The 26,550-nt window shown below is 51.5% G+C and carries 22 protein-coding genes; 15 read left to right on the top strand and 7 right to left on the bottom strand.

Features of this window, described 5'->3' with window-relative positions; translation table 11 throughout:
- Positions 1-18: 18 nt before the first annotated feature.
- Positions 19-1,512 carry a succinate CoA transferase gene (locus Dvar_RS35080; protein ID WP_419657850.1) on the bottom strand — a complete coding sequence of 498 codons (1,494 nt, stop codon included), beginning with the start codon at positions 1,510-1,512 and terminating at the stop codon, positions 19-21.
- Positions 1,513-1,980: 468 nt separating this feature from the next.
- Here Dvar_RS35080 and Dvar_RS35075 point away from each other — a divergent pair, with 468 nt between their 5' ends.
- From Dvar_RS35075 to Dvar_RS35040, 8 genes are all read left to right on the top strand, one after another.
- A complete protein-coding gene (locus Dvar_RS35075; protein ID WP_419657848.1) occupies positions 1,981-2,559 on the top strand; it encodes a TetR/AcrR family transcriptional regulator in 579 nt (192 codons plus the stop codon).
- 259 nt (positions 2,560-2,818) lie between these two features.
- Positions 2,819-4,453 (top strand): AMP-binding protein, encoded by a 1,635-nt coding sequence (locus Dvar_RS35070; protein ID WP_419657847.1) that lies wholly within the window; start codon positions 2,819-2,821, stop codon positions 4,451-4,453.
- A 144-nt stretch (positions 4,454-4,597) separates the two neighbouring features.
- Positions 4,598-5,611, top strand: a complete 1,014-nt coding sequence (gene dctP, locus Dvar_RS35065; RefSeq protein WP_419657845.1) for a TRAP transporter substrate-binding protein DctP — start codon at positions 4,598-4,600, stop codon at positions 5,609-5,611.
- A 141-nt stretch (positions 5,612-5,752) separates the two neighbouring features.
- Positions 5,753-6,265: a TRAP transporter small permease subunit gene (locus Dvar_RS35060; RefSeq protein ID WP_419657843.1), complete on the top strand. Its 513-nt coding sequence runs from the start codon at positions 5,753-5,755 to the stop codon at positions 6,263-6,265.
- Positions 6,266-6,267: 2 nt separating this feature from the next.
- The gene (locus Dvar_RS35055) at positions 6,268-7,581 is read left to right on the top strand and encodes a TRAP transporter large permease (protein ID WP_419657841.1); all 1,314 of its coding nucleotides are present in this window, start codon (positions 6,268-6,270) and stop codon (positions 7,579-7,581) included.
- A 13-nt stretch (positions 7,582-7,594) separates the two neighbouring features.
- Positions 7,595-8,791 carry a thiolase family protein gene (locus Dvar_RS35050; RefSeq protein WP_419657840.1) on the top strand — a complete coding sequence of 399 codons (1,197 nt, stop codon included), beginning with the start codon at positions 7,595-7,597 and terminating at the stop codon, positions 8,789-8,791.
- Between the two features lie 301 nt (positions 8,792-9,092).
- Positions 9,093-9,950: a 3-hydroxyacyl-CoA dehydrogenase family protein gene (locus tag Dvar_RS35045; protein WP_419657838.1), complete on the top strand. Its 858-nt coding sequence runs from the start codon at positions 9,093-9,095 to the stop codon at positions 9,948-9,950.
- Between the two features lie 56 nt (positions 9,951-10,006).
- Entirely contained in the window at positions 10,007-11,821 is a 1,815-nt protein-coding gene (locus Dvar_RS35040; RefSeq protein ID WP_419657837.1) for an acyl-CoA dehydrogenase, read from the top strand.
- Between the two features lie 97 nt (positions 11,822-11,918).
- Here Dvar_RS35040 and Dvar_RS35035 read toward each other — a convergent pair whose 3' ends face one another.
- The 5 genes from Dvar_RS35035 to Dvar_RS35015 form a co-directional block, all read right to left on the bottom strand.
- A complete protein-coding gene (locus tag Dvar_RS35035; protein WP_419657836.1) occupies positions 11,919-12,485 on the bottom strand; it encodes a hypothetical protein in 567 nt (188 codons plus the stop codon).
- Positions 12,486-12,589: 104 nt separating this feature from the next.
- Positions 12,590-13,036 carry a hypothetical protein gene (locus tag Dvar_RS35030; RefSeq protein WP_419657835.1) on the bottom strand — a complete coding sequence of 149 codons (447 nt, stop codon included), beginning with the start codon at positions 13,034-13,036 and terminating at the stop codon, positions 12,590-12,592.
- 132 nt (positions 13,037-13,168) lie between these two features.
- Positions 13,169-13,747 (bottom strand): aldehyde dehydrogenase family protein, encoded by a 579-nt coding sequence (locus Dvar_RS35025; RefSeq protein WP_419657834.1) that lies wholly within the window; start codon positions 13,745-13,747, stop codon positions 13,169-13,171.
- Positions 13,731-14,087 (bottom strand): hypothetical protein, encoded by a 357-nt coding sequence (locus Dvar_RS35020; RefSeq protein WP_419657833.1) that lies wholly within the window; start codon positions 14,085-14,087, stop codon positions 13,731-13,733. Before Dvar_RS35020 ends, Dvar_RS35025 begins: the two co-directional genes overlap by 17 nt.
- A 57-nt stretch (positions 14,088-14,144) precedes the next feature.
- Positions 14,145-15,437 carry an acyl-CoA dehydrogenase family protein gene (locus Dvar_RS35015; protein WP_419657831.1) on the bottom strand — a complete coding sequence of 431 codons (1,293 nt, stop codon included), beginning with the start codon at positions 15,435-15,437 and terminating at the stop codon, positions 14,145-14,147.
- 833 nt (positions 15,438-16,270) lie between these two features.
- Here Dvar_RS35015 and Dvar_RS35010 point away from each other — a divergent pair.
- Entirely contained in the window at positions 16,271-17,113 is an 843-nt protein-coding gene (locus tag Dvar_RS35010) for a SphA family protein (protein ID WP_419657829.1), read from the top strand.
- 101 nt (positions 17,114-17,214) lie between these two features.
- Positions 17,215-17,505, top strand: a complete 291-nt coding sequence (locus Dvar_RS35005; RefSeq protein ID WP_419657828.1) for a hypothetical protein — start codon at positions 17,215-17,217, stop codon at positions 17,503-17,505.
- A 94-nt stretch (positions 17,506-17,599) separates the two neighbouring features.
- Here the strand turns inward: Dvar_RS35005 and Dvar_RS35000 are convergent, their stop codons facing one another.
- Entirely contained in the window at positions 17,600-18,547 is a 948-nt protein-coding gene (locus Dvar_RS35000) for a LysR family transcriptional regulator (RefSeq protein ID WP_419657826.1), read from the bottom strand.
- Positions 18,548-18,886: 339 nt separating this feature from the next.
- Here Dvar_RS35000 and Dvar_RS34995 point away from each other — a divergent pair, with 339 nt between their 5' ends.
- From Dvar_RS34995 to Dvar_RS34975, 5 genes are all read left to right on the top strand, one after another.
- Positions 18,887-20,647: a pyruvate carboxylase subunit B gene (locus Dvar_RS34995; protein WP_419657825.1), complete on the top strand. Its 1,761-nt coding sequence runs from the start codon at positions 18,887-18,889 to the stop codon at positions 20,645-20,647.
- Positions 20,640-22,127, top strand: a complete 1,488-nt coding sequence (locus Dvar_RS34990) for an acetyl-CoA carboxylase biotin carboxylase subunit (protein WP_419657823.1) — start codon at positions 20,640-20,642, stop codon at positions 22,125-22,127. The genes Dvar_RS34995 and Dvar_RS34990 overlap by 8 nt, the downstream gene beginning before the upstream one ends.
- A gap of 113 nt (positions 22,128-22,240) precedes the next feature.
- Positions 22,241-23,659 (top strand): OB-fold domain-containing protein, encoded by a 1,419-nt coding sequence (locus Dvar_RS34985; RefSeq protein ID WP_419657822.1) that lies wholly within the window; start codon positions 22,241-22,243, stop codon positions 23,657-23,659.
- Between the two features lie 60 nt (positions 23,660-23,719).
- A complete protein-coding gene (locus tag Dvar_RS34980) occupies positions 23,720-24,913 on the top strand; it encodes an acetyl-CoA acetyltransferase (RefSeq protein ID WP_419657820.1) in 1,194 nt (397 codons plus the stop codon).
- Between the two features lie 33 nt (positions 24,914-24,946).
- Positions 24,947-26,545, top strand: a complete 1,599-nt coding sequence (locus Dvar_RS34975; protein WP_419657818.1) for an AMP-binding protein — start codon at positions 24,947-24,949, stop codon at positions 26,543-26,545.
- The last annotated feature ends 5 nt before the right edge of the window (positions 26,546-26,550 follow it).

Raw genomic sequence — 26,550 nt, 5'->3', positions numbered from 1 at the left:
TGGCATGTGACATTGCTGTTATCGGGCCCGCATGTCACCGGTGGCCATAAAGCGTTCATGAAAGCCGAAAGCATCACTCAGGATGTGCGGTTCATGGCCGCCTGAGGCACGGATGGCATTCTGGTAATAGTCCCATAAAAGATCCCGATAATCCGGATGCGCGCATTTTTTGATCACCTGTTCGGCCACCTGACGCGGGGTCAGGGGGCGGGTGTCAACCAGGCCGTATTCGGTGACGACCACATCCACCGAGTGCTCACTGTGATCCACATGGGAGACCATGGGGACGATGGCCGATATTTTTCCGCCCTTGGCCGTACTGGGGGTAACGATGAACGACAAGGCGCCGTTGCGGATGAAATCGCCGGAACCGCCGATACCGTTCATCATCTGGGACCCCATGACATGGGTGGAGTTGACGTGACCGTAGATGTCGACCTCGATGGCCGTATTGATGGCAATCACCCCCAGGCGTCTGACCACTTCCGGGGCGTTGGATATTTCCACCGGCCGCAACACAACTTTATCCCGATAGCGATATATCTCATTGAGAAAACGGTCTCTGGCCTTGTGGGAAAGCGTCATGGCGGAACCGGAGGCGGCCCGCACCTTGCCTAAATCGATCAGGTCCAGGACGGCATCCTGCAGAACCTCGGAATAGATATCAATGGTATGAAAGAAGTCGTTTTCTATAAATCCGCTCAGTACCGCATTGGCTACATCGCCCACACCGGACTGCCAGGGCAGGGAAGGGGGCATGCGGTCGTGGCGGATTTCATGCATAACAAAATCCAGGATGTGATCGGCAATCCGTTTTGATACGGTGTCAGGTTCGGTGAACACCGCACAACTGTCCTCCTCCCGGCTGTAAAGAATGGCCACCACTTTGTTCGGGTCCATATCGATGAACGGTTTGCCGATACGATCGCCGGCGCGGTAAATGGGAATGGGCATCCGGTAGGGCGGGTCCTCGGGAATGAAAATATCATGGATCCCCTCCAGTTCGGGCGGTTCCGATGATATTTCAATGATGATCTTTTCTGCTTCCTGCACATAGGTCGGCGTATTCCCGACGCTCATGGTGGGAATCAGATGGCCTTTTTCCGTTATGGCGATGGCTTCCACCACAGCCACATGGGCTTCACCCCAGCCGCCGTCGCGAACCTGGGCGGACAATCGGGAAAGGTGGTCATCCTTGAAACGGATCTGCTCATGATTGATTTTTTCGCGCATACCACGGTTGCTCATATAGGGGCGCCGCCAGGCGATCAGATCGGCGTCGGCCAGCACGCCGTCCACGGCATCTCCGGTGGATGCGCCGGCAAACAGATTGATCTTGAACCGTTCCCCTTGATTGGCACGGCGAACCAGGGCCGGGGGAATCAGTTTGGGATAGCCGGCGGTAAAGCCGGAGATAAACACATTGGTTCCATTTTGTATGTGGCGACATGCCGTGTCCGGATCAGTGACCTTATCCAGCAGCGGCTTGAAGCGAATTCGATTTTCGAGCATTTGGTTCTCCGTTTTTTTAAAAGTACCCTTTGACCCTTGTGGGTGTGGTTTGTCTTGCCGGATGCATACTACAGCTATCGATCATCCCCCTTGCTTTAACTGACACCTCTATATACCATTTAACACCCCTTTTTTTGATAAATTAAATGCCTATCCATATCGTCCAGCCATAAAATCCCCACAACAACTTGATTGGGAACAACACGCTTATCGTCTGCTAACACGCGATGGTTAAGGTTTTGTTATGTTGCATTGGTCATTTTGCGTGTGAATTTAAAAAATCGATTTCTCTTGTCAAGGGGCGGTGAACAAGCTACATGACGAATCCCCCCATTTGGTTTCAGCCATGCAGCGTTGCTGCTTTTACATTGGTCATGGCAAAATAGGTGTTGACAAAATCATCGCGTCGATCTAATGTTTGCTTAACCGACCGACCGGTCAATACTAACACCAGCAAGGTCCACCACGATGTCAAAAAAGCAGGAAATCTGTGAAAAGGCAATGGAGCTTTTCTGTGAACGGGGCTATGACAACACGCCCATGTCCCACATTGCCAAAGCGCTCGGCGCCAGCAAAGCAATTCTCTACCACTATTTCTCCAACAAGGAAGAACTGCTTTTTTTCATCATTGATTGCTCGATGGAGGAAAAACTATCGCCGATTTTGGGCCATGCCGCAGCCATTGCGGATCCTGAGGAAAGGCTGCGTTATTTTATCAAAAAATATACACTACTGCTGGCCAGCGATAGGCAATCACGTATCGTACTGCATGAGGCCCATCGTCTGGATCCCCAACATTCAAAAATAATAAAAGCCCGTCATCTTCGGGTGTATCAACTGATTCACGACGCCATTGCTCAAATGGAGTCTCAGGGAAAAATCAAGGCACCACACAAGGCATTTTCGACGTTTGCCGCGATCGGCATGTGTTCATGGATCTTTTACTGGTTTGACTATGAACGCAAAGAAACTGCCGATCAGTTGGCTGAAACCTTTGCCGATTTGTTTTTTAACGGATTATTGAACGCTCATAACGACACACCTTAGTTTTTTGTCGCCATGGGTTTAAAGACGTACTACCCCATGGCGTGCTTTTTTTTGCATTCAGACCTGACCGGTCGGACGGTTACATCTGCCATTGGCAGATGTGCGCTTGTATCGATCGTCAAAAAGGGCGCTGACTCGCATTAGGCTGGGAGAACCGTGGGCTGAGCCGTATGGTTTCATTTTTATTCTTTTAACGCTGACCGGTCGGACGGTCACATTACAATGGTCATTGGCATTTGTCGCAAGGAGGAGGGGAGGCATGGACAGACATCAGTGTTGGGAGCAGGTATGGCCGGATGGAGTACCGCGTTACGCCGAAGTGGACAAACCGTTTACCGAGTATTTTCGGGACCAGGCAACCGAGAGGCCGGATGCTGTGGCGATCGGTTTCTATGGCTACGAGATCCGTTATGGGGACTTGAATCGTATGGTCGATCAATTTGCCAATGCCTTGATCGAAAGGGGACTGACCAAGGGGGACCGGGTTGGCATCTTTATGCAAAACAGTCCCCACTATGTGATTTCCTTTTTCGGGATCATCCGGGCCGGCGGCGTCGTGGTCAATCTCAATCCTATGTTCAAAGCCATGGAACTTGCGCCGATCATCGAAAAAACCGGTTTTAAAACGATCATCGTGCAGGACACGCTGTGCTCGGAATTCAAAAAGGCCGGCAACGCCGGCAAAATTGAAACGGTTATTGTGGCCCGGTTTGCTGATTTTATTCCTGAAGATCCATTGTTTTCACCTCCGGCCGAAGCCATGGGCGCCACCGACAGCTTTCCCGGAACGGTTGACTTCAAAGATATTCTGGCTGCAGGGGAGCCGGTGCCGGTATGTCGCATAGAGAATATGGACACGGATCTGGCCATGCTTCAGCTGACCGGCGGCACCACGGGAGTGCCCAAGGCAGCCATGATCAGCGTTCGGTCCTTTGGAATGGCTGTGGCGGTCTGCTGCAACTGGTATCGGTTGACGCCGGCGGATATCAGCTTGGGGGTGGCACCATTTTTCCACATCATGGGGCTGCAGGTGACCATGGTGCCGTGCCTGGTGGCCGGTTGCACCCTTCTGGTGATGAGCCGGTTCGTCCCACAAACCATCGCTCAGGCCATCGCCAAGCAAGGCTGTACGGTCTGGGTGGCGGCACCGACCATGCTGACCGCCCTGGTCAATATGCCGGACGTCGAAACTTTTGACTTTTCCTCCTTGAGGATCATCGTGACCGGTGGTTCGCCCGTTCCACTCAGTCTGCAACAGCGTTTTCAAGAACTTGCCCCCAACAGCCAGTTGGGTGAGGGCTATGGCATGACCGAGATCCTGGCCGCGGGCGGGGTCCATACCCCCCTTGGTCGCTGGAAACAGGGCTTTTGCGGGATTCCCATGATCAACGACCTTAAAATTGTTGATCTCGAAATGGGAACACAGGAAATGCCAGCCAACCAGGAGGGGGAAATTCTCATCAAAGGCCCTACGGTAATGCTGGGATACTGGAATCAGCCTGAGGAAACCGAGGCGGTCATCCGTGACGGGTGGTTCTATACCGGCGACATCGGGTTGTTGGATGAAGAGGGCTATCTGAAAATTGTCGACCGTAAAAAGGAGCTGATTCTGTGCTCCGGTTTCAATGTCTACCCCAGTGATCTTGAGAATATCTTGAGCCAGCATCCGGCTATCCTCGAAGTTGCCGTGACCGGCGTACCAGATGATTACCGGGGAGAATCGCCCAAGGCCCATGTCGTCTTGAAAGGGGAATATCAGGAAGAAGTGACGGAAGATGACATTATCAATTGGTGCAAGGAAAACATGGCGACCTACAAGCGTCCCCGAGAAATTGAGTTCCGGGACTCACTGCCAAAATCCGGCGCCGGCAAGATTTTAAAAAGATTGCTTTAATCGTAACCGCTCAAGATAGACCGTGTACATTGATGGATGAGCACGATTGGAAATACTTGCGCTCATCGGGACATCTCTTTGTGTCGTGTGTTCGGGCCAATCGGTTGGCCTTTTTTCTAATTCGAGGGGAAATGGAGGACTAAAATGCGTGGAAGAATGAAATTGTTTGCTCTCATCGTTGTTCTGTCACTGGGATTGATCCTGCCAGCGCAAAGCGTTGCCAAAAAGATCAACATGCCGACTTATTTTACGCCCACGGACGTCGAACGTTGTCTGCCCAAATTCATCAGCGTGGTATCGGAGGTCACCGATGGTGCTGTTGATATCAAGCCTTTTCCCATCAATGCGTTGATTCCGATCAAGGATTACCTGGAAGCTACCCGGCGTGGCGCAGTAAAGGTTTCGCTGTTCCCGGAAGGCTACTATGAGAAGCAGGTCCCCGTGAGCACCATCGCCTCCGGACTGCCTTTTGCCTGCCGCGATCTGGATGAAGCCCGGTACTTCATGCGCGAGAAAGGATTTGTTGATCTGCTTAGAAAGGCTTACCTCAAGCTGGGCGTTTATATCATCCCTTATGAAACCTACCGCGTAGGCCTGATGACCAATAAACCGATCACGAAAATGGATGATTTCAAAGGAATGAAACTGCGTTCCTATGGCCCCTTTGCCGAATGGCTGATGAAAATGGGGGCTTCGACCATCTACATTCCTGGTGGAGAACTCTACACGGCCTTGTCGACCGGTGTCGTGGAAGGCGCCCACTGGGGCGATGCCGGCCCCATGTACGTAATGCGGTTTCATGAGGTTTTGAAAAACTACATGGTGCCCGAGCCGGTGGTCTCCTGGGCCAGCCTGGCCTTTAACCTGAAATTCTGGGAGTCCTTGACACCGAGGCAGCGGACCATGATCGAAACCGCGGCCATGGGGTGTGGCAATGCTGTTTCATCCAGTGCAACACGTATTCTAGGCAAAAGCTCCTTGCATAAAATGGTTGATGAAGCCGGCGTAACGGTCAATGTACTTCCTGAAGCAGAAGTTGAGAAAATGCAGGCCGCTTCCATGAAAGTCTGGGAGGATGTTGCCAAGAAAGACGAACTCAGCGCCAAGGGAATCGATCTACTCAAAGTGTATATGAAAGAATTGGGATATCTGAAGTAAATTGTTCCATTGGTGAAGTGTTGGCCTAAATACTCGGCAATCCCGCCCGAAAGGGCAGGGGGGCCGAGTATCGCAGTGATCAATAAAGCGGTTTGCACGGTATCCTCTGATCGTAGCTTGAGCTACAGCGAAAGGTCCATCATGAAAGTATTGGATCACATTGAACGGATTGTCGGGGCGATCAGCCTGTGGTCAGGACGATTGGCCAGTTTTTTGATCATTATTCTTTGCAGTATCATTTGCTACGAAGTCGTTGCGCGGTATGCGTTCAACCGGCCGACCCTGTGGTGTCATGAATTGTCGACCATGTTTTACGGAACCTTCTTTATTATTGGTGGGGCCTATACCTTTTATACAAAAGGGCACGCCAACATGGATATTTTCTATTCACGAAGAAGTAAACGCGGCCGGGCATTGATCGATATCATCGGCTTTGCATTGGGGCTTTGCTTTTTAGGGGTATTGGTCTGGGAAGGGGGACGTAATGCCCTGCAGTCCATATCCGAGTTGGAGCATGCCTCAACACCGTGGGGACCGCCGATCTGGCCGTTCAAATTGATGCTGCCCGTGGGTGCATTTCTCTTTTTGCTGCAGATCACGGTCACGTTTTTCCGTGATGTTCTTATCCTCTTTGGCCGTGGAAAGGAGCGATAAGCATGGGTACTGGGATCGTGACCATTCTTCTTTTCGCCAGCATCATTTTCTTTCTGGCCTTGGGTATTCCGCTTGTCTTTGTGCTTGGCGGTGTGGCGGTCGTCTTCACCTATTTCTTTTTGGGGCCCGAGATGCTTTATTTCTCGGCATCCACTGCCTTCGGAATCATGGATAACTTTATCCTGATTTCCATCCCTCTTTTCGTCTTCATGGGCGTCGTTCTACAGCATTCCGGGATCGCTGAGAAGCTTTACGAGATGATTCAAAAATGGATTGGCGGTCTTCCCGGCGGACTGGCCATGGGGACGGTGGTGATATGCACCATTTTTGCCGCGATGGCCGGAATCAGCGCCGCTGCCACGGTGACCATGGGAACCATCGCCCTGCCGTCCATGTTTAAATACAACTACCACAAGGACCTTGCCGTCGGTTCCATATCGGCCGGTGGTGCCTTGGGGATTCTCATCCCGCCCAGCGTTCTGATGATTATCTACGGCCTTTTTGCCGATGAGTCCATTGGAAAGCTGTTTGCCGGAGGGGTTTTTCCCGGTTTGATGCTGGCCGTTTTTTTCATCGTTTATATCGGTATTCGGGCATGGATCAATCCGGCCTTGGCTCCTCCGGTGCCAAAGGACGAGCGCGCCACCTGGAGTGAGAAGATAAGTGCCCTGAAGGGGGTCTTGCTTCCGATTATCCTTGTCATGGTCGTTTTGGGAAGCATTTTCAAAGGTGTCGCCACACCCACCGAAGCCGCTGCCGTTGGGGCGATGGGATCATTGGTGTGCGCCTTGGTCAACGGCAGCCTGAACTGGAAGATCATCAAGATGGCCTGCTATTTTACGCTCAGCCTGTCATGCATGATCATATGGATTATCATTGGCGGTTCCTGTCTGACATCGGTCTACACCGCCATCGGCGCCGTTGACCTGATCAAGGAACTGGTTACCATGCTGCCGGTATCCAGATATGTAGTGCTGATCGGACTACAATCCTCTTTGTTTTTACTGGGCATGGTGCTTGACCCGGGCGGCATCATCATGATCTGTACGCCCGTTTTCGTGCCGCTCGTCAAATCGCTGGGATTCGATCCGGTGTGGTTCGGTGTTCTTTTCATCGTCAACATGGAAATGGCCTACTTGACGCCACCTTTTGGGTTCAACCTGTTCTACATGAAAACCATCGTGCCGACCGATGTAACCATGATGGACATCTACCGGTCGATCATACCGTTTGTTCTACTCCAGTTACTAACCCTGATTCTGCTCATATTTTTCCCACAGATCGTTATGTGGCTACCTAATTTGTTAATCAAATAGAAGGAACGTGAAGATGACAGACAAAGCAAATGACCCGATCATTGTATCGGCGGTAAGAACCCCCATCGGCGTTTTTGGCGGATCACTGAAAGCGGCCAGCCATGAGCATTTGGCTGTGACGGTCTTGAAGGAAGTCTGCGAGCGGGTGGATTTCTCCAAGGATCTGGTTGACGATGTGTATTGGGGCACCGTTATGGTCAGAAGTGATGAAAACGGCCTGGCCCGGGGTGCGGTACTCAAAGCCGGATATCCGGACAATGTGTCCGCTGTTCAGCTCAACCGTGCCTGCTGCTCGAGTATGGAGGCCATCCGCATTGCGTCCATGGAAATCCGGTTGGGCGAGTCCCAGGCGGTGGTGGCCGGCGGTGGGGAGAGCATGAGCAATGTCTCCTACAGCATCAAGAATGCCCGCTGGGGATTGGGCTGGCGCCATCAGGAACTGTCCGACGGCATCTGGGATGGCTTGTTCGACCATCACACCGGCCTGATCATGGGCATGACCGCGGAAAACGTGGCCGAGAAATACGGGATTACTCGCGAGATGCAGGATGAATTCGCCTACACCAGCCAGATGCGCGCCAAAAAAGCCCTGGAGACCGGCCGTTTCAAGGATGAGATCGTGCCCGTGGTCATTCCCGGCAAGCGCGGCAAACCCGATAAGATTATCGATACGGACGAGCATCCCAAGCCGCAGACCACCCTGGAGGAGCTGAGCAATCTGAAGCCGGCATTCAAAAAGGACGGCAGTGTTACCGCCGGTAATGCCTCGGGGCTCAACGACGGCGCCAGCGCGGTGCTGGTGATGTCCAAGGCCATGGCAGACCAGTACCAGATGAAAAGTCAGTGGCGCGTGGTCGGATCGGCGGCCGTCGGTGTCGATCCTAAGATCATGGGCATCGGCCCCATCGATGCGGTCCGCAAACTGTTCAAGCAGACCGGGTACACGATCGACGATATCGAATTGATCGAAATCAACGAGGCCTTTGCCGCGCCTTCGGTAGCCGTAGAAAAGGAATTGGGGCTCAACCGGGACATTGTCAATGTCAACGGCAGCGGCATCGCCCTGGGCCATCCCATCGGTGATACCGGTTGCCGCATCACGGTCAGCCTGATTCACGAGATGGAGAAGCGGGGGTTGAGCCGGGGGCTGGCCTCTCTATGCGGTGGCGGTGGGCATGGGCAGGCCATAATAATAGAACGCGTAGAGTAGTGCCCATCCAGAAACGGCATCTTTCACCCGATTTCGGCGTTGGGCGACGGTTTCGAATCCTCAAAATATTCCATATATTTACCCCAAGGGCACTTCCTGCGGGGCGCCTCCGGTTCGAAGCCGTCACCCGCCTTGAACTCGGGCGAAAGCTACCATTTCTGAATAGCCACGATTCTCACTGCCTGGTTCCCACGCTATTGCGTGGGAACCCAAACTGAGCAGCATCGTAGGTTGGGTTGAAGAACGAAACCCAACGCCTTTAAGAAAAATAACGCATTTGGAACACGGAAAGGCAATGCAAATGAGCAGTATTAAAACGGTTGGCGTATTGGGCGCCGGCATGATGGGGGCTGAGATCGGTCTTTGTTTCGCAGTCGCTGGTTGTGCGGTGATTTTGAAAGATGTGGACCAGGCCGCGGCGGATAAAGGCAAGGCCCGGCTGGTCAAGGTGGTGGACAAGGCGGTTAACAAAGGCCGTTTTCCGGCGGACCAGCGCGATGCCACGTTGGATCGCATCCAGCCCACCGGTGACTATGCGCCCATGGCCGATGCCGATATGGTGGTCGAGGCGGTGTTTGAGAAAATCGAGTTGAAGAAGACTATTCTGGCCGAGGTGGACAAGGTGGTCAAACCCGAATGCATCATCGCCACCAATACGTCTTCTATTCCCATTACCCTGTTGGCCACGTCTGTGGAGAAACAGCGGCATCCACGGTTTATCGGTGCCCATTTCTTTGCCCCGGCCTTCATCATGAAACTGGTGGAGGTGATTCCCGCACTGGAAACCGCGCCGGAGACGGTTGAGGCAGTGCTGGCGGCCTGCAAAATGATCAAGAAACAGCCGATCCAGGTCAAGGATTCGGCCGGTTTCGTGGTCAATCGGCTGCTTTTTTCCCTGTTCAACGAAGCCGTGCGCTTGGCTGACGAAGGGGTGGCCAGCCTGGAGGACATTGACATGGCCTGCCAGTTGGGACTGGGGCATCCCATCGGGCCTTTTGCCCTGATGGACATGGCTGATCTAAACATGGCCTTGGATGTGGGCAACCTGCTTTTGGAGAATTACGGGGAGCGGTTCCGCTTCGGCACAGCCCTGCGGCAGCGTATTGCCGCCGGTCACCTGGGACGCAAGACCGGCCAGGGATGGCATACGTACAATTAGAACTCCTCTCAAACCCTGTTTTTTGAGAAAGTTTCTACAAAATAAGGATAACAATTATGGCAAACTTGATTTCAGACCGGCGGGATATCGATTTTGTGCTCTACGAACAGCTGGACGTTCTGGCACTGACCAAACTATCCAAATATAAAGGTTACAACCGCAAGACCTTTGATCTGATCATCAATGAGGCGAGAAATTTTGCCCTCAAGGAACTATTGCCTACCTGGGTGGACGGGGATCGTATCGGCGTGACCTTCGAGAACGGTCAGGTAAAGGTGCCGCCTTCGTTTCATCGCGCCTTTCGGCTCCTGCGCGAGGGAGAGTGGTCTGCGCTGGCAGAGAGTCCCGAATGGGGCGGGCAGGGACTGCCGATCACCATTAGCGTGGCTGCCGACGAATTTCTCGTAGGAGCCAACTTGGCCTGTAACAGCTATGCGACCTTCGGTGGCGGGACCGCCAAGATGATCGAGCTTTTCGGTACCGACGACCAGAAGAAACGTTTTCTCGAAAAACTCTACACCGCCCACTGGGGCGGTACCATGCTGCTGACCGAGGCCCATGCCGGATCCAACGTGGGTGCTTTGAGTACATCGGCGGCGCCTAACCCGGATGGGACCTATTCCATCACTGGAGACAAGATATTCATCACCAACGGTGATCATGACCTGACCGAGAATATCATCCACCCCGTGCTGGCCCGTATCGATGGAGATCCGCCGGGCAGCAAGGGCCTTTCACTGTTCATCGTGCCAAAATACTGGGTCAATGACGACGGCAGTCTGGGTGAATTCAACGATGTGGTGTGTACAGGCGTTGAGGAGAAAATGGGCAGCCACGGCAGTGCGACCTGCAGCCTGGCCCTGGGCAGCAAGGGCAAATGCCGTGGCGTTCTGTTGGGCAAGCCTGGCCAGGGTATGATGATCATGTTCCACATGATGAACGAAGCCCGTCTAAAAGTCGGTTTTCAGGGACTTATTCACGGGTCGGCGGCTTATCAGTATGCGCTGGCTTATTCCCGCGAGCGTCGGCAAGGGTATGATCTGGGCAAAAAGCAGACAGGGGATGACGAGCAGGTGCCGATTATCCGGCATCCGGACGTACGGCGGATGTTGTTGTGGATGAAATCCCATGTGGAAGGCATGCGCAGCCTCGATTACTATATTGCCCGCAGCTTTGATCTGCTCGAAACCACAGACGATGCCGACGCCAAGGCCTATTACGATGGCGTGACCGCACTGCTCACACCGGTGCTGAAAACCTATTGTGCAGCTAAAGGATTCGACGTCTGCGTTAAAGCTATCCAGATTTACGGTGGTTACGGTTATTCCAAGGACTTTCCGGTGGAGCAGCTGGCCCGGGACGTCAAGATTACTTCCATCTATGAGGGCACCGATGGCATACAAGCCATGGATTTGATCGGCCGTAAGCTGCTCATGAACAAAGGCGCGGTGTTTCAGGCGTTCATCAAGGAAATGCGCGATGCCGTCGATCGGGCGGCGGCCATCAAGCCGTTGGAACCATTGGCCGTTGAGGTTGGCAAGACCATCACCCGTCTGGAAACGCTGACCAAACACATCCTGGAGACCATGCAGTCGGCATCGATGAAGGTCGCCTTCGCCAATTCAGTACCGTTTCTCATGGTCATGGGGGATGTGATCATGGCCTGGATGCTGCTCTGGCGGGCGAGCATTGCCGGTGAAAAGCTGGAGAAAGCCAGCAAAGGCAAGGATCAGGCCTTCTATCAGGGACAGATTTTCAGTGCCGAGTATTTTATCAAATCAGTTCTACCCGAAACCCTGGGGCAGATGGATGCCATTGTCTCCGGCGGTGATGCCGTGGTGAATATCAGTGAGGAGGCCTTTGGGGGGTGAAACGTAAAAAACAGGCAGAGACACCGATTTGGGTGCTCTGCCTGTTTTATGGTTGTTTGTAAATGCGTGTTGATTGCTTTGAGGGCGATGGCAGCGCTTACATGAGTTGCAGGGCAGCTATTTTTTCCAGAGCGATTTTAATGTTTTCTTTGGTAGCGGCTTCAGCCGCCCAATTGCATTTTGTTCTCAACCCCATCGCAACACCCCGTCCAACGGTATTGGTTGTCTCTATGGATTCCTGCCAGATGACTGCCTTTGTTTTTATATCGGTCAGCCACCAGACCATCTCTACCGCTACATTTGCCGTTGCCCCCATCAGTGGTTGGTCGACATCGTAGATGAAAGCCTGCAGACAATAGTCTGCATTATCTGCGGAAGTGATTTCATCAAAAAGTTTTGATTCCTTTACGGCTTTACTAAGTGCTTCCATTACCGCGCTATTGGGCATAGCCTGTAAACCGAGGATTGCTTCTTCCCACCCTCCGTCGACTTTAAACACCACACGGCCATGATGGCCTTGTGGGATGTTGACTGCATCGGGTGTGATTTTATCAGGCCTGATTGCATGGCTGCTGGGGCCACAAGCCGTCAGCATGGTGATGATCATAAAAAAGACGAATCCCCAACCGATGTTTTCCTTCAATCGTGATAACCGACATTTCATTTCTAATTCCCTTTTGTGGTCGCCAAAGAATCCGGTTTGGCGGTTGGTAGAACGGATCGTTTTATGCAACCATAGGGGGTAGAGACGCGGCCCCCAGGCCCCATTTACTCGGTTGCTGATGAGGGCTTCAATAGCGGTTCAAGGATCTCATTCGCCATTTCTTCCGGTGTTCGTCTCGCCAGAGAAGCTCGCCATGATTCTCCCCTTGCGAGTGGGACGCCGGTATTCGGGTCTCTAAGTTCGATCTCGAATTGCAAAAGGTAGTTGGTAAAATCCCAATACCAATGGAACTCATAGGTTATTAGAATGTCCGTATCTTCTGGAAGATCCGCCTTGTCACCATGCGTAGCGTAAAAACCTTGCTTGTTTAACTCCGCTTCGATGATAACATCAAGCGGGGTGGTATCGTCGGGATTGTGTGCAATGTAGAAACGCTTGGCTTGGGAAAGGTCCGCATTACCGACAACCTTGTGATTGACTTGATAGGGTGCACAGGCCGTGAAACATGAACCCAAGCATAGAAGAACCAGCCAGATTGAAAAATGCTTCATTGAATCTCCTTGCCATCCATGGGAAAGAAGCTGCCGTCAATTATAAACTTTTGCTCAAAACCAAACCTTTCCATAAAAATGAATTCAAATCAAGTTAAAAAGTACATTTTGAAAGGGCAACCGCATGAGTTGCTACTGCCCCGTGCCTTGCCAGGTGATCCAATGGGCTCGGGTAAATTCTTCCATGATATAATCCCCGTTGAATCGGCCGGTGCCGGAATTTTTTTCACCGCCAAAGGGCGCCAAGGGTTGGTCGTCCACGGTAATATCATTAATATGGGTCATCCCGGCATAGATGCCCCTGGCAAAGTTCAAACCCCGCTCCATGTTTTCGGTAAACACCGCACTGGACAACCCATGCTTCGTATCGTTGGCCAATTGCAGGGCATGGGCTTCATTATCGGCGATGGTGATCGGGACCAGCGGGCCGAATGTTTCCTCATGGCACAGTTGATGGCTTTCCTCCACCGGGCTGAAAACATGCGGCGGGAGCAATAACCCCTCTGCTTCACCGCCATACACCAACTTGACATCGCCGCTTTGCGAAGATTTTATCTTTTGGTTCAGCCCGTCCAACTGGGATTGGTTGATGATCGGGCCGATGATGGTATCCGGTTCCGCCGGATTGCCCACTTTTAATTGTTTTACACCGTCCACGAACCGCTCGAGAAATTCTTTTTCAACCGACCGGTCGTCATTTTTTACCGTCAAAAACCTCCATTCCCACCAGCACATAAAAATCCCCCACCCATTTTGAAAACCACTGGGGAAAGAATTCCTCTTTAAACGCCTTGGTCTGACTGTCTTTTTGCATGGCCTCCAGATCGGTGCAATCCACGATGCCGATATATTTGTATGGCGATGGTGTTTCTTCCGGTGCCATGCCTTTGCTGCCGTTGCCCTTGATGCCGCCGAGCATATTGACCAGCGTGAACTGTTTTACCGAGTCCAGGCCCAAAAGGAGCGGCCCTTTATACGTGTTGCACCATTTTGCGTAGTCCTCATCGGTCACATCGTCTCGCAGGTTGTACAGGATAATCTGTTTTGCCATTGATACCTCCATATTGATTAAGATCGTTGATGTGGAGCATTGAAAGAGCGCCTTTGATTAAATGGTCTGCGTACCGAAAAAATAGCGTGACAGTTCCGTCAGACGCAGCATGGGACCGCCGACGATGATCTGGGTGATTTTAAGATCCCTGAGCAGCTTTTCGATTTTGCCTTCCTTGGAGTAACCGTAGGATCCCATCAGGTCCAGACAGCGATTCACCACACGCCATCCCAGATCGCTCACGGCGTTCTGGCAGGCGCTGGCCAAAGCGACGTTTTTCTGACTCCAGGGAGGGCCATAGACCTCAGGATGATCAAACTTTTCGGCCACGGCGTATAAAAAGCTTTCGGCCATCAGCAATTCCTTGGCAATCGTGCCCAGTTCGTGAACGATCACACCGTGTTCTCTCATCGGTACGCCGGCAATCTCCCTGATATCAGCATATGCCTTAATGACTTCATAGGCTCTTTTCATAATTCCCATCGGAAATGCCGCCGAGGTCAGGCGACCGATGGCGATATTGCCCGCCACTGACAAAAGATCGTCCTCGGGATCCTCCTGGGCACGGTATGCTTTGGGCACCCTGACATCATTGAACCAGATGTCTCCGTTGGTGTCCAGGCTGGCTCCCATTTTTTGATAGGGTTTGCTGGTGGACACGCCGGGGGTATCGGCGGGAACGAATATCTGGGCAATGTTTCGCGGATAATCCTCCCCTTCGACCCTACAGATTACCCTGAACCATTTTGCTTCCCTGAACGCCGACGGCCATAATTTATGGCCGTTGATCACCCATTTGTCGCCGTCCAGACGAGCCGTGGTGCGGATATGCGCCCCCTTCAGCCGGATGTCTTCCACCGACCCGCCCGCATGGGGTTCGGTGATGGCACTGCAGATCATGCAGACATCGTTGCCACACAGCGCCTTGCCCAATTTTTGCAATAGTTCTGCATTGGGTTTGGGCATGGATATGGAGGCAATGGACCATGAACTGATAAAGCCTGAACAGGCCAAACCAAAATCGGCCCGGGACACCTCAGACACCGTTGCGCATGCCTCGACGATAGAGCCGCCCCCCATACCGCCGAATTCCGGTGGAATGAAGGTATGCTGCAGTCCAATATCGATCAACAACCGTTTCCAGATGCCTTGAACCAGTGAGGCATCATCCCGTTCGGTCCAGTCCCAGTAGTTGTCAAATTCATCCTCGTTGGGAATGATTTCCTTATTGGCGAATTCGCGCAAGGCTTCGCAGAACCTGCGTGTTTCATCAGAAATCAGATGATGCGGTTTCATGAAATCGTCGATGCCTTTACATTTTGTTTTCTCAACTTGGCTTAAATCTGCCATGCCCGACCTCCTTTAATTTGATTTGTGCAATCCGGGGTGATCTGCTGGAGCACGTCTTGTTAAATGTTGGGCTTGGTTCTAACTTCGCCCATTTACCCCTCGTTCCCACGCAGAGTGTGGGAACGAGGGGTAAATAATTTATGGATGCCGGATCAAGTCCGGCATGACGAGTCTGGCTCATTTTACGAGTCCATCAATTTTCGAACACGCCATTACGCGTACAATAGGAAAAACTGTGCCATGCTTTACAATTTTATTTAGATCTATAATATCAGTTTGTTATGATGGGATGAAGCGGGGCGACAGTGGTATCAGGATATCAAGATATCTTTATGCCACAGGTTAATCGGTTGATGAACAGGACAGACAACCGCAAGACAGGCAATATCAACATCTCTTGATTGATCAACGAATCTTGACGGGTCGCAGGCACCATTAGAGCAACTTTGAATATTATTTATAGACCAGCCTTGACCATTGGATTCAAAGCCAGAGTACTCATTGCAGTAAAGCCCATTTTTTTTTAAAAATGATTATAACTTATAAATAAAACAATCTTTTCATTATTAGCTAATAAAAGTATTACGTAATCTATATTCCCTCTCAAGCTGTTTTAAGCTAACCAGATGAAGACGGTTCAAGTTTTGAATTAAATCAAGGAGGGGATTGTGAAAGAAAAGATGTCTAAAGGTCATTTTATTTCAATCTTATTCAATTATACCAATACATGGGACATCCGGGATTTGATTAAAGAAAATAGCCGAATTCCAATAATGGCCAGCTTTTTCGTGCTGTTTCTATTTGCAAGTGGCTTGCAATCCCAGGCCGCAACCATGGGTTCGCACTACCCGTTCGGCGGCGAAGGCGTTACCGCGGGAAGCGCACCACCACCGGGATTTCATTACCGGGGTTATCTGACGTTTACCAATCCCACCAAGTACAAGGACGACAACGGTGATGCTCTACCCGTCGATGTCAACGTCGACGTCGTGGCCACGGTGCACCGCTTCCTTCACGTCACAAAGTTTCAAATCCTGGGCGCCAACTACGCTTACGAAGTGGTCGTGCCGATTGTCGAAAAAGATGTTACCTTCGGGGCGCTGTCCGACAGCAAGTCCCTGTCCTTGGGCGATGTTTTTTTCGAGCCCCTGGCCCTGGCCTGGAATCGCCCGCGCTGGGACGCCACATTTACCTTGGGCGTCTACGCCCCGACCGGTGAATACGACAGTACAAAACTCGCCTCACCCGGCCTGGGATACTGGTCGGGTATGTTGACGCTGGGCGGGACGGTGTTTTTCGATGCCGACCGGACATTGTCGCTGAGCGCCATGACGCGTACGCTGATGCACACCGAACAGGATGAAACCAAGGTGACCCCCGGTTCGGAATTCGTCGTCGAGTATGGGTTGGGCAAGGAGATCGGCATCAACGACAAGCTCTCCATCCGGCCGGGTATCTGCGGGTCGGCCTATTGGCAGATTGAAGACGACAGTGACGATGGGCCGGCAACCGTTGCCGATGAGCGCAAGGAGGCCTTTTCCTTGGGCGCGGAAATTAACTTTTTCTGGCTGCCGCCCAAGCTGTTTCAGCTTAACGTAAGAGTACTACGCGAATTCGGCGCCAAAAATACCACCCAGGGATCCCAGGTGTGCCTGACGCTAACCAAGTCGTGGTAGCTAAATCCATTAAAAGTAGTCTTAGAGGCTGTTTGAGAAGTCTGGATCAGGCCCGATAACAAGGCGGAAAGTGGCTCAAAAGCGGAGCATATACGTAATATGTGAGCATTTTGAGACACTTTCCAACGCCGTTAGCGGGCCTTAGACGGATTTATCAAACAGGCTCTGAGCGATACAACCTCCTGCATACCCCTTCATACCTTCCCAAAAAAAATCCTCCAACAGGTGTGAAGGGGCTTAAATCAGACAAAAGAGACAATGATTTAAAAAATCGTATTTTTCCAATACCATTTTTTGATGAACTCGTAAAAAGTTCCGGATTCGTCATGCCGGACTTGATCCGTCATCCAGAACATATTGAAAAAACTGGATTCCGGCCTACGCCGGAATGACGCCAAAATGGGATTTTCGACTTTTTACGGAACCGTCATTTTTGTGGAATACACAATTTCTTTTGAAATGTTTGTGCTTGGATGAAACAAATGCCTACTGCTTCCATACTTCGGGCTTGTAATCATCCAAAAGATCATGAAAATCTTTATTAAATTGCTTCTTTATCAATGAAAGAAAAGATCTGGCGGGAGGAGAGAGCTTTACTTCACGGTGGGTCATGACATAGAACGCGCCCATCCTTATTTCGTCATCTTCGGCTCGAATTATTCTCAGTTCGTCCTTTTCAACTTGTCGGCGTATATTAGGCTCGAATAATAGAGCGATCCCTTTATTTTGCTTGGCAAGCTCCTTGGCGATTTCGATATTGCTGACCTCGGTGCCGATATTAGGCTTCAAGCCTCTTTTTTTAAATTCATACAGCGTGATGGCTCTCCCGTCCGAACCTTCCGAAGGAATGATAAGGGGGTGAGAAGCCAGTTCTGCCCATTTCGCCGGTACTGACCAGTCAATCGGATAATTCGGGCTGGCCACGAAAACCATCGGTTTATCCCAATTGATTCGGTAACATTTTAACTGATCGCTATATAAAGACATTGTTCCGGCGATGCAAATATCATGCTGGTAACCGAGCAGTTCTTCGACTAAAATTTTGGAAGGCGCTTCCCTTAGTGAAACCTTAATAGAAGGATAGATCTCTTTGAAATGGTCGATCAGACTGGTAAAAGATAAAATCAACCCACCGGCGATGCCGATGGAGAGATTATTTGAGCGATAATTTTTTAGAAAATTTTCCGTCAAGACGGCTTGGTTGAACAGATCTTCAGCATAGGCAATTAAATTTTCTCCGGCCTTTGTAAGGTAGACCCGCTGCTTCTTTAAATTGATCAGTTTTATGCCAAATTGCGTCTCAAGGCCGCGAACATGTTGGGTAACCGCTGGCTGAGTGATCCCCAATTGTTCAGCGGCGCCGCTGAAGCTTTGTGCTTTTGCCAGGAAATAAAAAGATATGATGTGATGCAGGTTGAGCTGAAAACGTCCCATTTGAATTCCAGACCCGCCATGCTGTAGATTGTCCGATCCCAAATTGTTAAACGCAATTTTTTGTCTGGATTTATAAGATTTTGTAACCCATTGTCAATACACAAATTTATAATTTGGTTATATAAGTATTAGGTAATTGGTATTCTTAATAAATTCATTTCGCGCTAATAAAATAAACACTCTTCAAAAAATAAGCATTTGGTATCGCATCAAGCCGCGGCCTGTTTATAGACCATAACCAGATTGCGCAAAATGCCAACAGGGTTTGAAATATCACCCGGTTCATCGATGGCGGCATGTTCGAATAGAATTTAGATCAGAAAGAAAGGAATGCTGAGCATGAGCAGGAAAATTCATTTTGTAGATCAGACCATCCGTGATGCCCAACAAAGTCTTTGGGGCCTTCTGATGAGCACGGACATGATAACGCCCATTGCCCCCGTCATGGATGAGATCGGCTATCATGAGATTGCAACCAACGGAAGCAACGGTTTTGTAGTGGAAATTCGTTACTACGACACGGATCCCTGGGAGCGGATTCGGTTGCTTGCCAAATTGATGCCCAACACGCCGATTCGGGGATCTTTTATGACGGCGGCGCTTGCTTCTTTTGACGTGGATACACCCCGGGATGTGATCGATCTGTGGATTAAGAATCAAGTGGTTAATGGGGTGAAAAGCTTTTGGGTGTGCGATTACCAGACCGATATGGAACGATTTTATTATTTTGCCAAAACCGTAAAGGATCTGGGCGCACGCTGCGTCCCTTCCTTGATGTACTCCGAAAGCCCCTATCATACGCCGGAACTCTGGGCGAAGCGGACTAAGCTACTTGTTGAAGCCGGCGATATGATCGATGCCATCTACATTGAGGATGCCAGCGGGGTTTTAACGCCAGACAAGGCATATGAGTTTGTGTCAACCGTCAAGGCGAACAGCAACGGTATTCCAATTGAGTTCCATTCCCATTGCAACTCGGGGCTGGCGCCGCTGTGCTACTTGGAGGCGGTGAAGGCGGGTGCCGACATATTGCACACGGCAGTTGCGCCCCTTGCTAACGGAACGTCCTTGCCGGCGATTCAAAACATCCTGAAGAATGTGCGTCACATGGGGTATCAGACAGACATCAATGATGAGGCGCTTGAGACCGTGACGGCGCATTTTACAAAGGTTGCCCAAGAAAACGGATTTCCAATCGGTGTGCCCGAAGAATACGATCTTTTTCATTTCGAGCACCAGGTGCCGGGGGGCATGATGACGAACCTGAAGCGTCAGCTTGCGGAAATGAAGATGGAGGATCGGCTGGATGAATTTCTCACTGAAATCGTTCAGGTTCGCAAGGATCTCGGCTATCCGATCATGGCCACCCCATATTCACAGGTGGTGGGCACCCAGGCGGTGGAGAATGTAATGCAAGGTGAGCGTTACAAAAAGATACTTGATCAAACCGTCAAATACGTGATGGGACATTATGGTGAAGTTGTCGGCCCCATCGACGAAGGCCTCATGGAACGTATCAAAACCTCGCCGGAAACCCAGAAATTGCTGAACTGGACACCTGAGGGACGGGGCAAACCCCTTTCCGTCCTGCGGGATGAAATTGGGCATGCATATGATGATGACGAGTTCCTGCTTCGGGTTCTTATTCCGGGGCTGACGGCAAGACCCGGTACCGGCAAGAATCCCAGGCAAACGAGGCCGACACCAAAGACAAAACAGCAGGGCCTACCCATCGGCGGTTTTTCAAGCATACCGAACGCTTTTGCCATTGATGTGGATGGTGAGACCTTCAACGTGAAAATCACACCATTAGACGATGATGGGCAAGGGAGCGCGAGCGAGTCGATGGGATCGGCAAAGCCGAGGGAGATTTCTCCAGGGGCTGTACTGGCACCCATGGCCGGTCTGGTGGTCTCCGTTGACGCTGAAAAGGGCCAGGCCGTTTGCAAAGGGGATTTGCTGGCGAAAACAGAAGCAATGAAAATGATACGGGAGGTGTTGGCGCCCCATGACGGGACGGTGTCGGATATCTACGTTCAGGTGGGGGATATGATCGATGCCGAGGATCCGTTAATTGTCGTGGAGCAGAAAGATGAATAAAAAGATGAATAAAATACTCGTTGCCAATCGTGGCGAGATTGCCATCAGGGTGATGCGTGCCTGCCGAGAGTTGGGGATTGATACGGTTGCTGTCTATTCGGAAGCGGACAAGGAGGCCCTGTTTGTCAAGTATGCGGATGAGTCCGTTCTTATCGGTCCGCCATCGCCGAATTTGAGCTATCTGGATATTGAGAAAATAATTCAGGTGGCCCATGAAACCGGTGCCGAGGCGATTCATCCCGGTTATGGATTTCTGGCCGAGAATCCAACCTTTTCCCGGCGATGCGAAGAAGAGGGTATAATATTTATCGGACCTTCCCCAAAAGTGCTCGAAGTCATGGGAAACAAGATATCGGCTCGAAAAGAGATGAAAAAGGCCGGTACACCGGTGGTTCCGGGCACAGATGAGGCAACCGCCGACCATGAACAGGCGCTGCGCATCGCAGAGGAGATCGGGTATCCGGTGATCGTCAAGCCGGCCGATGGCGGCGGCGGGATCGGGATGTCGATTGTTCATTCCCGGGATGATCTTTTGAAGGCGATAGAAGCCTCCAAGGCGATGGCGGCCAACGCCTTTGGGACCGCCGACGTTTTTATCGAGAAATACGTTTTAAATCCCAGGCATATTGAAATTCAGATACTGGGTGACGCCTATGGTAACGCGGTTCATCTAAATGAGCGGGAATGCTCGATTCAGCGAAGATATCAGAAGGTGATCGAGGAAGCACCATCAACCGCGTTGACGCCGGAAGTCCGCCAAAAAATGGGTGAAACAGCGGTCAACGCGGCCAAATGGATCGGCTATCAAGGGGCCGGCACCATGGAGTTCATTTATTCGAATGGGGATTTTTACTTTCTTGAAATGAACACCCGGGTTCAGGTGGAGCATCCGGTAACGGAAATGATCACCGGGATTGATATCGTCAAGGAGCAGATCAGCATCGCATCTGGTAATCCCCTTAGTTTTGGGCAGGAAGATGTCCGAATCAACGGCTGGGCCATAGAGTGTCGGATCAATGCCGAGGATCCGGCAAATGATTTTGCGCCCTGTTTCGGAAAGCTGAAAAACTACCGGTCTCCGGGTGGAACCGGGATACGCGTGGACAGTGGTGTCTATGCGGGGTTCGCCATACCGCCGTTCTATGATTCCATGATATCAAAGCTCCTTGCCTGGGGCAGAGACCGGAATGAAGCCGTGGCGCGGATGCGCCGTGCGTTGTACGAATATATCATCAGCGGCATTAAAACCAACATTTTGTTTCATCAAGCGGTGCTGGAAAACCCGCGCTTCCTTGAGGGCAAATTTGACACCCATTTTATAGAGGAAGAAACCGGACTGTTTGAAGACATGAAGATGATTAAAGAACAGAAACAAATGCTTGTTGATAAGCTACCCAATAAGTCGATGCAGAAAGAACGGGTTGCCGCCCTTGCCGCGGCGGCCGTGGTGAACCAGATCTACCGTCAGTATAAAAGCTGAGATGAGCAATAGCAACGTCAAGTTGCAGGCGGCGAAGTGTTCATTTTCATGTAACCATGGGTAACCAAACAAATTCCGGCAACGGTTGATCATAATTTACAGGGAGGACAAGGATGACCGGGATAATATCATTAGGGACTTACATTCCCATATACAGGCTGCACCGCGAAGAGATCGCCAGAATGTGGGGAACGCGATCAATCGGAGGACAAAAAGCGGTGGCTGGATATGACGAGGATGCAGTCACCATGGCCGTGGCCGCGGCTCAGGAATGCTTGACGCATAATTCATCCGGACCGGACAGGCTTTACTTTGCGACCACAACCGCGCCCTACCAGGAAAAGCAAAGCGCAGCCATCATTGCCAGTGCCGTCCAAATGGGTCGCCATGCCGTCACGGCGGATATTACCAATTCCCTAAGGGCGGGCACAACTGCGCTGAGAACAGCCCTAGACGCTGTGGATTCCGGATCTGCCGGAAATGTACTGGTGGTTGCTTCGGATTGCCGCTTGGGTGCGCCCAAAGGAATGCACGAACAGCTTTTTGGTGATGCGGCGGCTTGTCTGGAAATCGGCCGCGAGGACGTTATCGCCGAAGTGGAATCCAGTCACTGTTTAAACAGTGAGTTCACCGGTGTTTGGCGAACCACAGCCGATCGTTTTGTCAAATCCGGTGAAGGGCGCTTTGTCGAGGAGCAAGGGTATCAACCCATCCTGATCGAAACCATCAGCGGGTTGCTGAAAGCCGGCAATCTACAACCGGAAGATTTCTCAAAAATTGTATTTCCGGCATCTGATTCCCGGACGCATGCCAAACTCGCTGGCAAGCTCGGTTTCAAAGCCGGGCAGATCCAGGATCCCCTATTTGACCGTATCGGCAATGCCGGTGCAGCCGGGCCAATGATCATGCTGAGCATGGCCTTGGGCGAGGCCAAGCCGGGAGATCGGATAATGCTGGCCAATTATGGTGATGGGGCAGACGCCTTTGTATTGCGGATAACCGAAGCGGTACGCCCATTTCAGGCCGGATTGGAGAAGCCAGTGGCGTCATCCCGGTCGATTGATTATGGTACGTATCTGAATTGGCGCAATCTGATGCAGCTCGAAGCGCCGAGTCTGCCTCCCAGGGGAGAACCGTCGCTATCCAGTCGGTGGCGCCAGCGCCATGTCATTTCAACGCTGTCCGGCGTTAAATGCAGAAACTGCGGGTTGCCGCAAATTCACACGCTGGGACAAAACATCAGAATATGCGTTGGCTGTCAGACAAAAGACGATTTCGACCCCTATTGTTTTTCAGATAAAAAGGCGTCTTTGTTTACCTATGCCGTGGATCATCTTCAACCGACCAAAAATCCTCCAGGACTCAATGGCGTTATTGATTTTGAAGGCGGTGGCCGATTGATCTGCGAGTTGACCGATTATGATCTGAACCGCGTTGAAATCGGCATGCCTTTGGAAATGACCTTTCGGAAGCTTTCCCAGGGAGAAGGCATTGTCAACTATTTTTGGAAGGCCAGACCCGTTGCACGATAAGAACAGGTAAAGAAGTATTTTCTGGCAAACCTACACGTCTTGGTTCGTAAAGAGGTAACTATGGAAAGTATCAGAGACAAAGTCGCCATCGTCGGCATGGGCTGCACGCATTTCGGCGAACGCTGGGATATGGGGGTTGAAGATCTTCTGGTTGAAGCTGCCCATGAAGCTTTTGAAGATGCCGGTATTGTGCCGTCAGACGTCCAGGCCGCCTGGTTGGGAACCGTCTTTTCAGGGGTTACGGCCATTACCATGTCGCCCTTGGGGTTGCAGTATATACCCATGACCAGGGTCGAGAACATGTGCGCCACAGGTTCGGAGGCGCTGCGGGGAGCGGCGTATGCCGTTGCCTCCGGCGCCTGCGATATCGCCCTGGCCATCGGGGTGGAAAAACTCAAGGACTCGGGGCAAACTGGCGTGAAGGGGCCGGCGATTGTGGGCGACAACCCCGATGGCAGTTCCGCAATCGGTTCGGGTTTCAGCGCACCTGCTTCGTTTGCCTATCTCGGTACGCGCTATTTCCATCACTACCATCTGGCACCCGAATACGGAAAAGAACTGATTGCAAGGATTGCGGTAAAAAACCATGACAACGGCGCTTTAAATCCCAAGGCCCATTTCCACAACAAGCTGTCGGTACAGCAGGTCGTCAAGGCCCCGATTGTGGCCTGGCCGCTGGGCTTGTTCGATTGCTGCGGGGTCAGCGATGGCGCCGCCGCCGCGATTGTCGTCCGTGCCGACATGGCCAAAAAATTCCGGCCGGATCCGATCTATGTCAAAGGTCTCGCGATCAGCGTAGGCGCCAGGCAAGGGGTCATGCGCCAGGATTATGATTACGTCCATGTGGAAGAGAACGTTCGTGCATCGAAAATGGCCTATGATCAGGCGGGTGTCACCGACCCCAGAAAAGAGATCAGTCTTGCCGAGGTCCACGACTGTTTTACCACCCATGAGCTGATTCTTTATGAGGATCTGGGGTTCAGCCGCAGAGGTGGGGCCGGAGCGGACATCGAAGCGGGAACCTTCACATTAAGCGGAGAACTGCCGGTCAATACGGACGGTGGGCTTAAATGCTTCGGCCATCCGCTCGGCGCAAGCGGTTTACGGATGATGTACGAAATCTATAAACAATTGCAGGAAAAGGCAGGCCCCCGGCAGGTGAAAAATCCAAGATTGGGCCTGGCCCACAATCTGGGTGGAAACGCCGGCATGGGCATCGCCAGCTGTGTGGTGCTTGGCAATGAGAAATCATAACCTGTGATGCAAAAGGAAAACCAAAGGATAACCATGAAAAAGTCTGATCTACCAAAGGTTCTCGGCGAGCTTCTTGCCGATAGAGTAAAAGAAAATGCCGACAAAATTTTCATGCGATTCAAGGATGAATCGATTACCTACAGGCAGCTCGATCTTTTTTCGAATCGCTGTGCGAACGCCTTTGCCGATTTGGGCGTCAAGAAGGGAGATAAAGTCAGTATCATGCTCCCCAACTGCCCTGAGTTCATCTACCTGTGGATGGGATTGTCCAAAATCGGTGCCGTCGAAGTCCCGGTCAATACCAATTATAAAGGTGAATTTTTAAGGCACATCGTCGACCAGTCCGATTCGAAGATATTGGTGATCGATGCACAGTATCTGGACCGGGTAAAGCTGATCGAGACTGATCTTGCCAAACTAGAGAAAATCATCGTTTTCGGTGCTTCCGGGGATGTTGACACGAAGAAATTCAGCATTCCGGCAGTTTTTTATGAAAACTTTTTCAATGCCTCTGACGCAGCCGTCGACATCAAGGTCTTGCCCAGTGATCCGGTCAGCATCATCTACACATCAGGGACTACAGGCCTTTCCAAGGGGGCCTTGGAGCCGCACAAATTCTGGATCGTTTGCGCGGAAAAGATGCTTGAGTATCGAAATGGCGGAAAAGACGATATCTTCTACACTTTCTTGCCGCTCTACCATTTCAACGCCCAGGTGCTCACAACCCTGACGGCCCTGGTGGCCGGAGCCCAGATGGTGCTTTCCGACCACTTCAGCGCTTCGGGCTTCTGGGACGATATCCGCAAATACGGGGCGACCCAATTCAATTACCTGGGGGCGGTCATGCCGATTCTGGCCAAACAGCCCAAAAAGGATGCCGACCTTGACAACCCGGCGGTCATCGCTTTGGGCGCGGGATGTCCGGCCGATGTGATGGCCGAGGTGGAGGCCCGTTTTGGTATCAAATGTCTCGAAGGGTTTGGCATGACCGAAATCGGCATCCCCATCCATGTGAAGGTGGGGGACCGGCGTAAGGGATCGTGCGGCAAACCCATGGATATCTATGAAATCAGGCTTGTCGACGATGACGACAATGAAGTGCCGGTGGGACAGATCGGAGAAATCGTTTTCCGGCCCAAGGAGTCCTTTGTCATGATGCTCGAATATTACAATATGCCTGAAAAAACCCTGGAGGCGTGCCGCAATCTCTGGTTTCACTCAGGCGACCTGGCCAAAAAGGACGCGGACGGATATTTTTATTTTGTTGACCGCAAAAAAGACGCCCTGCGCCGGCGAGGAGAAAATATTTCCTCCTTTGAAGTGGAAAGGGCCATCAACACGCACCCCAAAATCCTGGAGTCGGCGGCGGTGGCTGTGAAATCCGAGCTTGCCGAAGACGAAGTGAAAATCTGCGTTGTCCTTCAGCCCGGCGAGACCCTCGATTATGGGGAACTGATTGCCTATGCCAATGACCGGATGCCCTATTTTGCCGTTCCCCGCTTTGTCGAATTCATGGAAACGCTTCCCAAAACACCGACTGAAAGAATCCAGAAACACTTGCTCAAGAAAGCCGGTGTTACGGCCAGCACCTGGGATCGGGAACAGGCCGGAATAAAGATCGGCCGCGGGTAGCTAAC

It is taken from the genome of Desulfosarcina variabilis str. Montpellier, from assembly GCF_048565275.1.
Classification (GTDB): Bacteria; Desulfobacterota; Desulfobacteria; order Desulfobacterales; family Desulfosarcinaceae; genus Desulfosarcina; species Desulfosarcina variabilis.
This window is presented reverse-complemented; position numbering and strand designations above follow the sequence as displayed.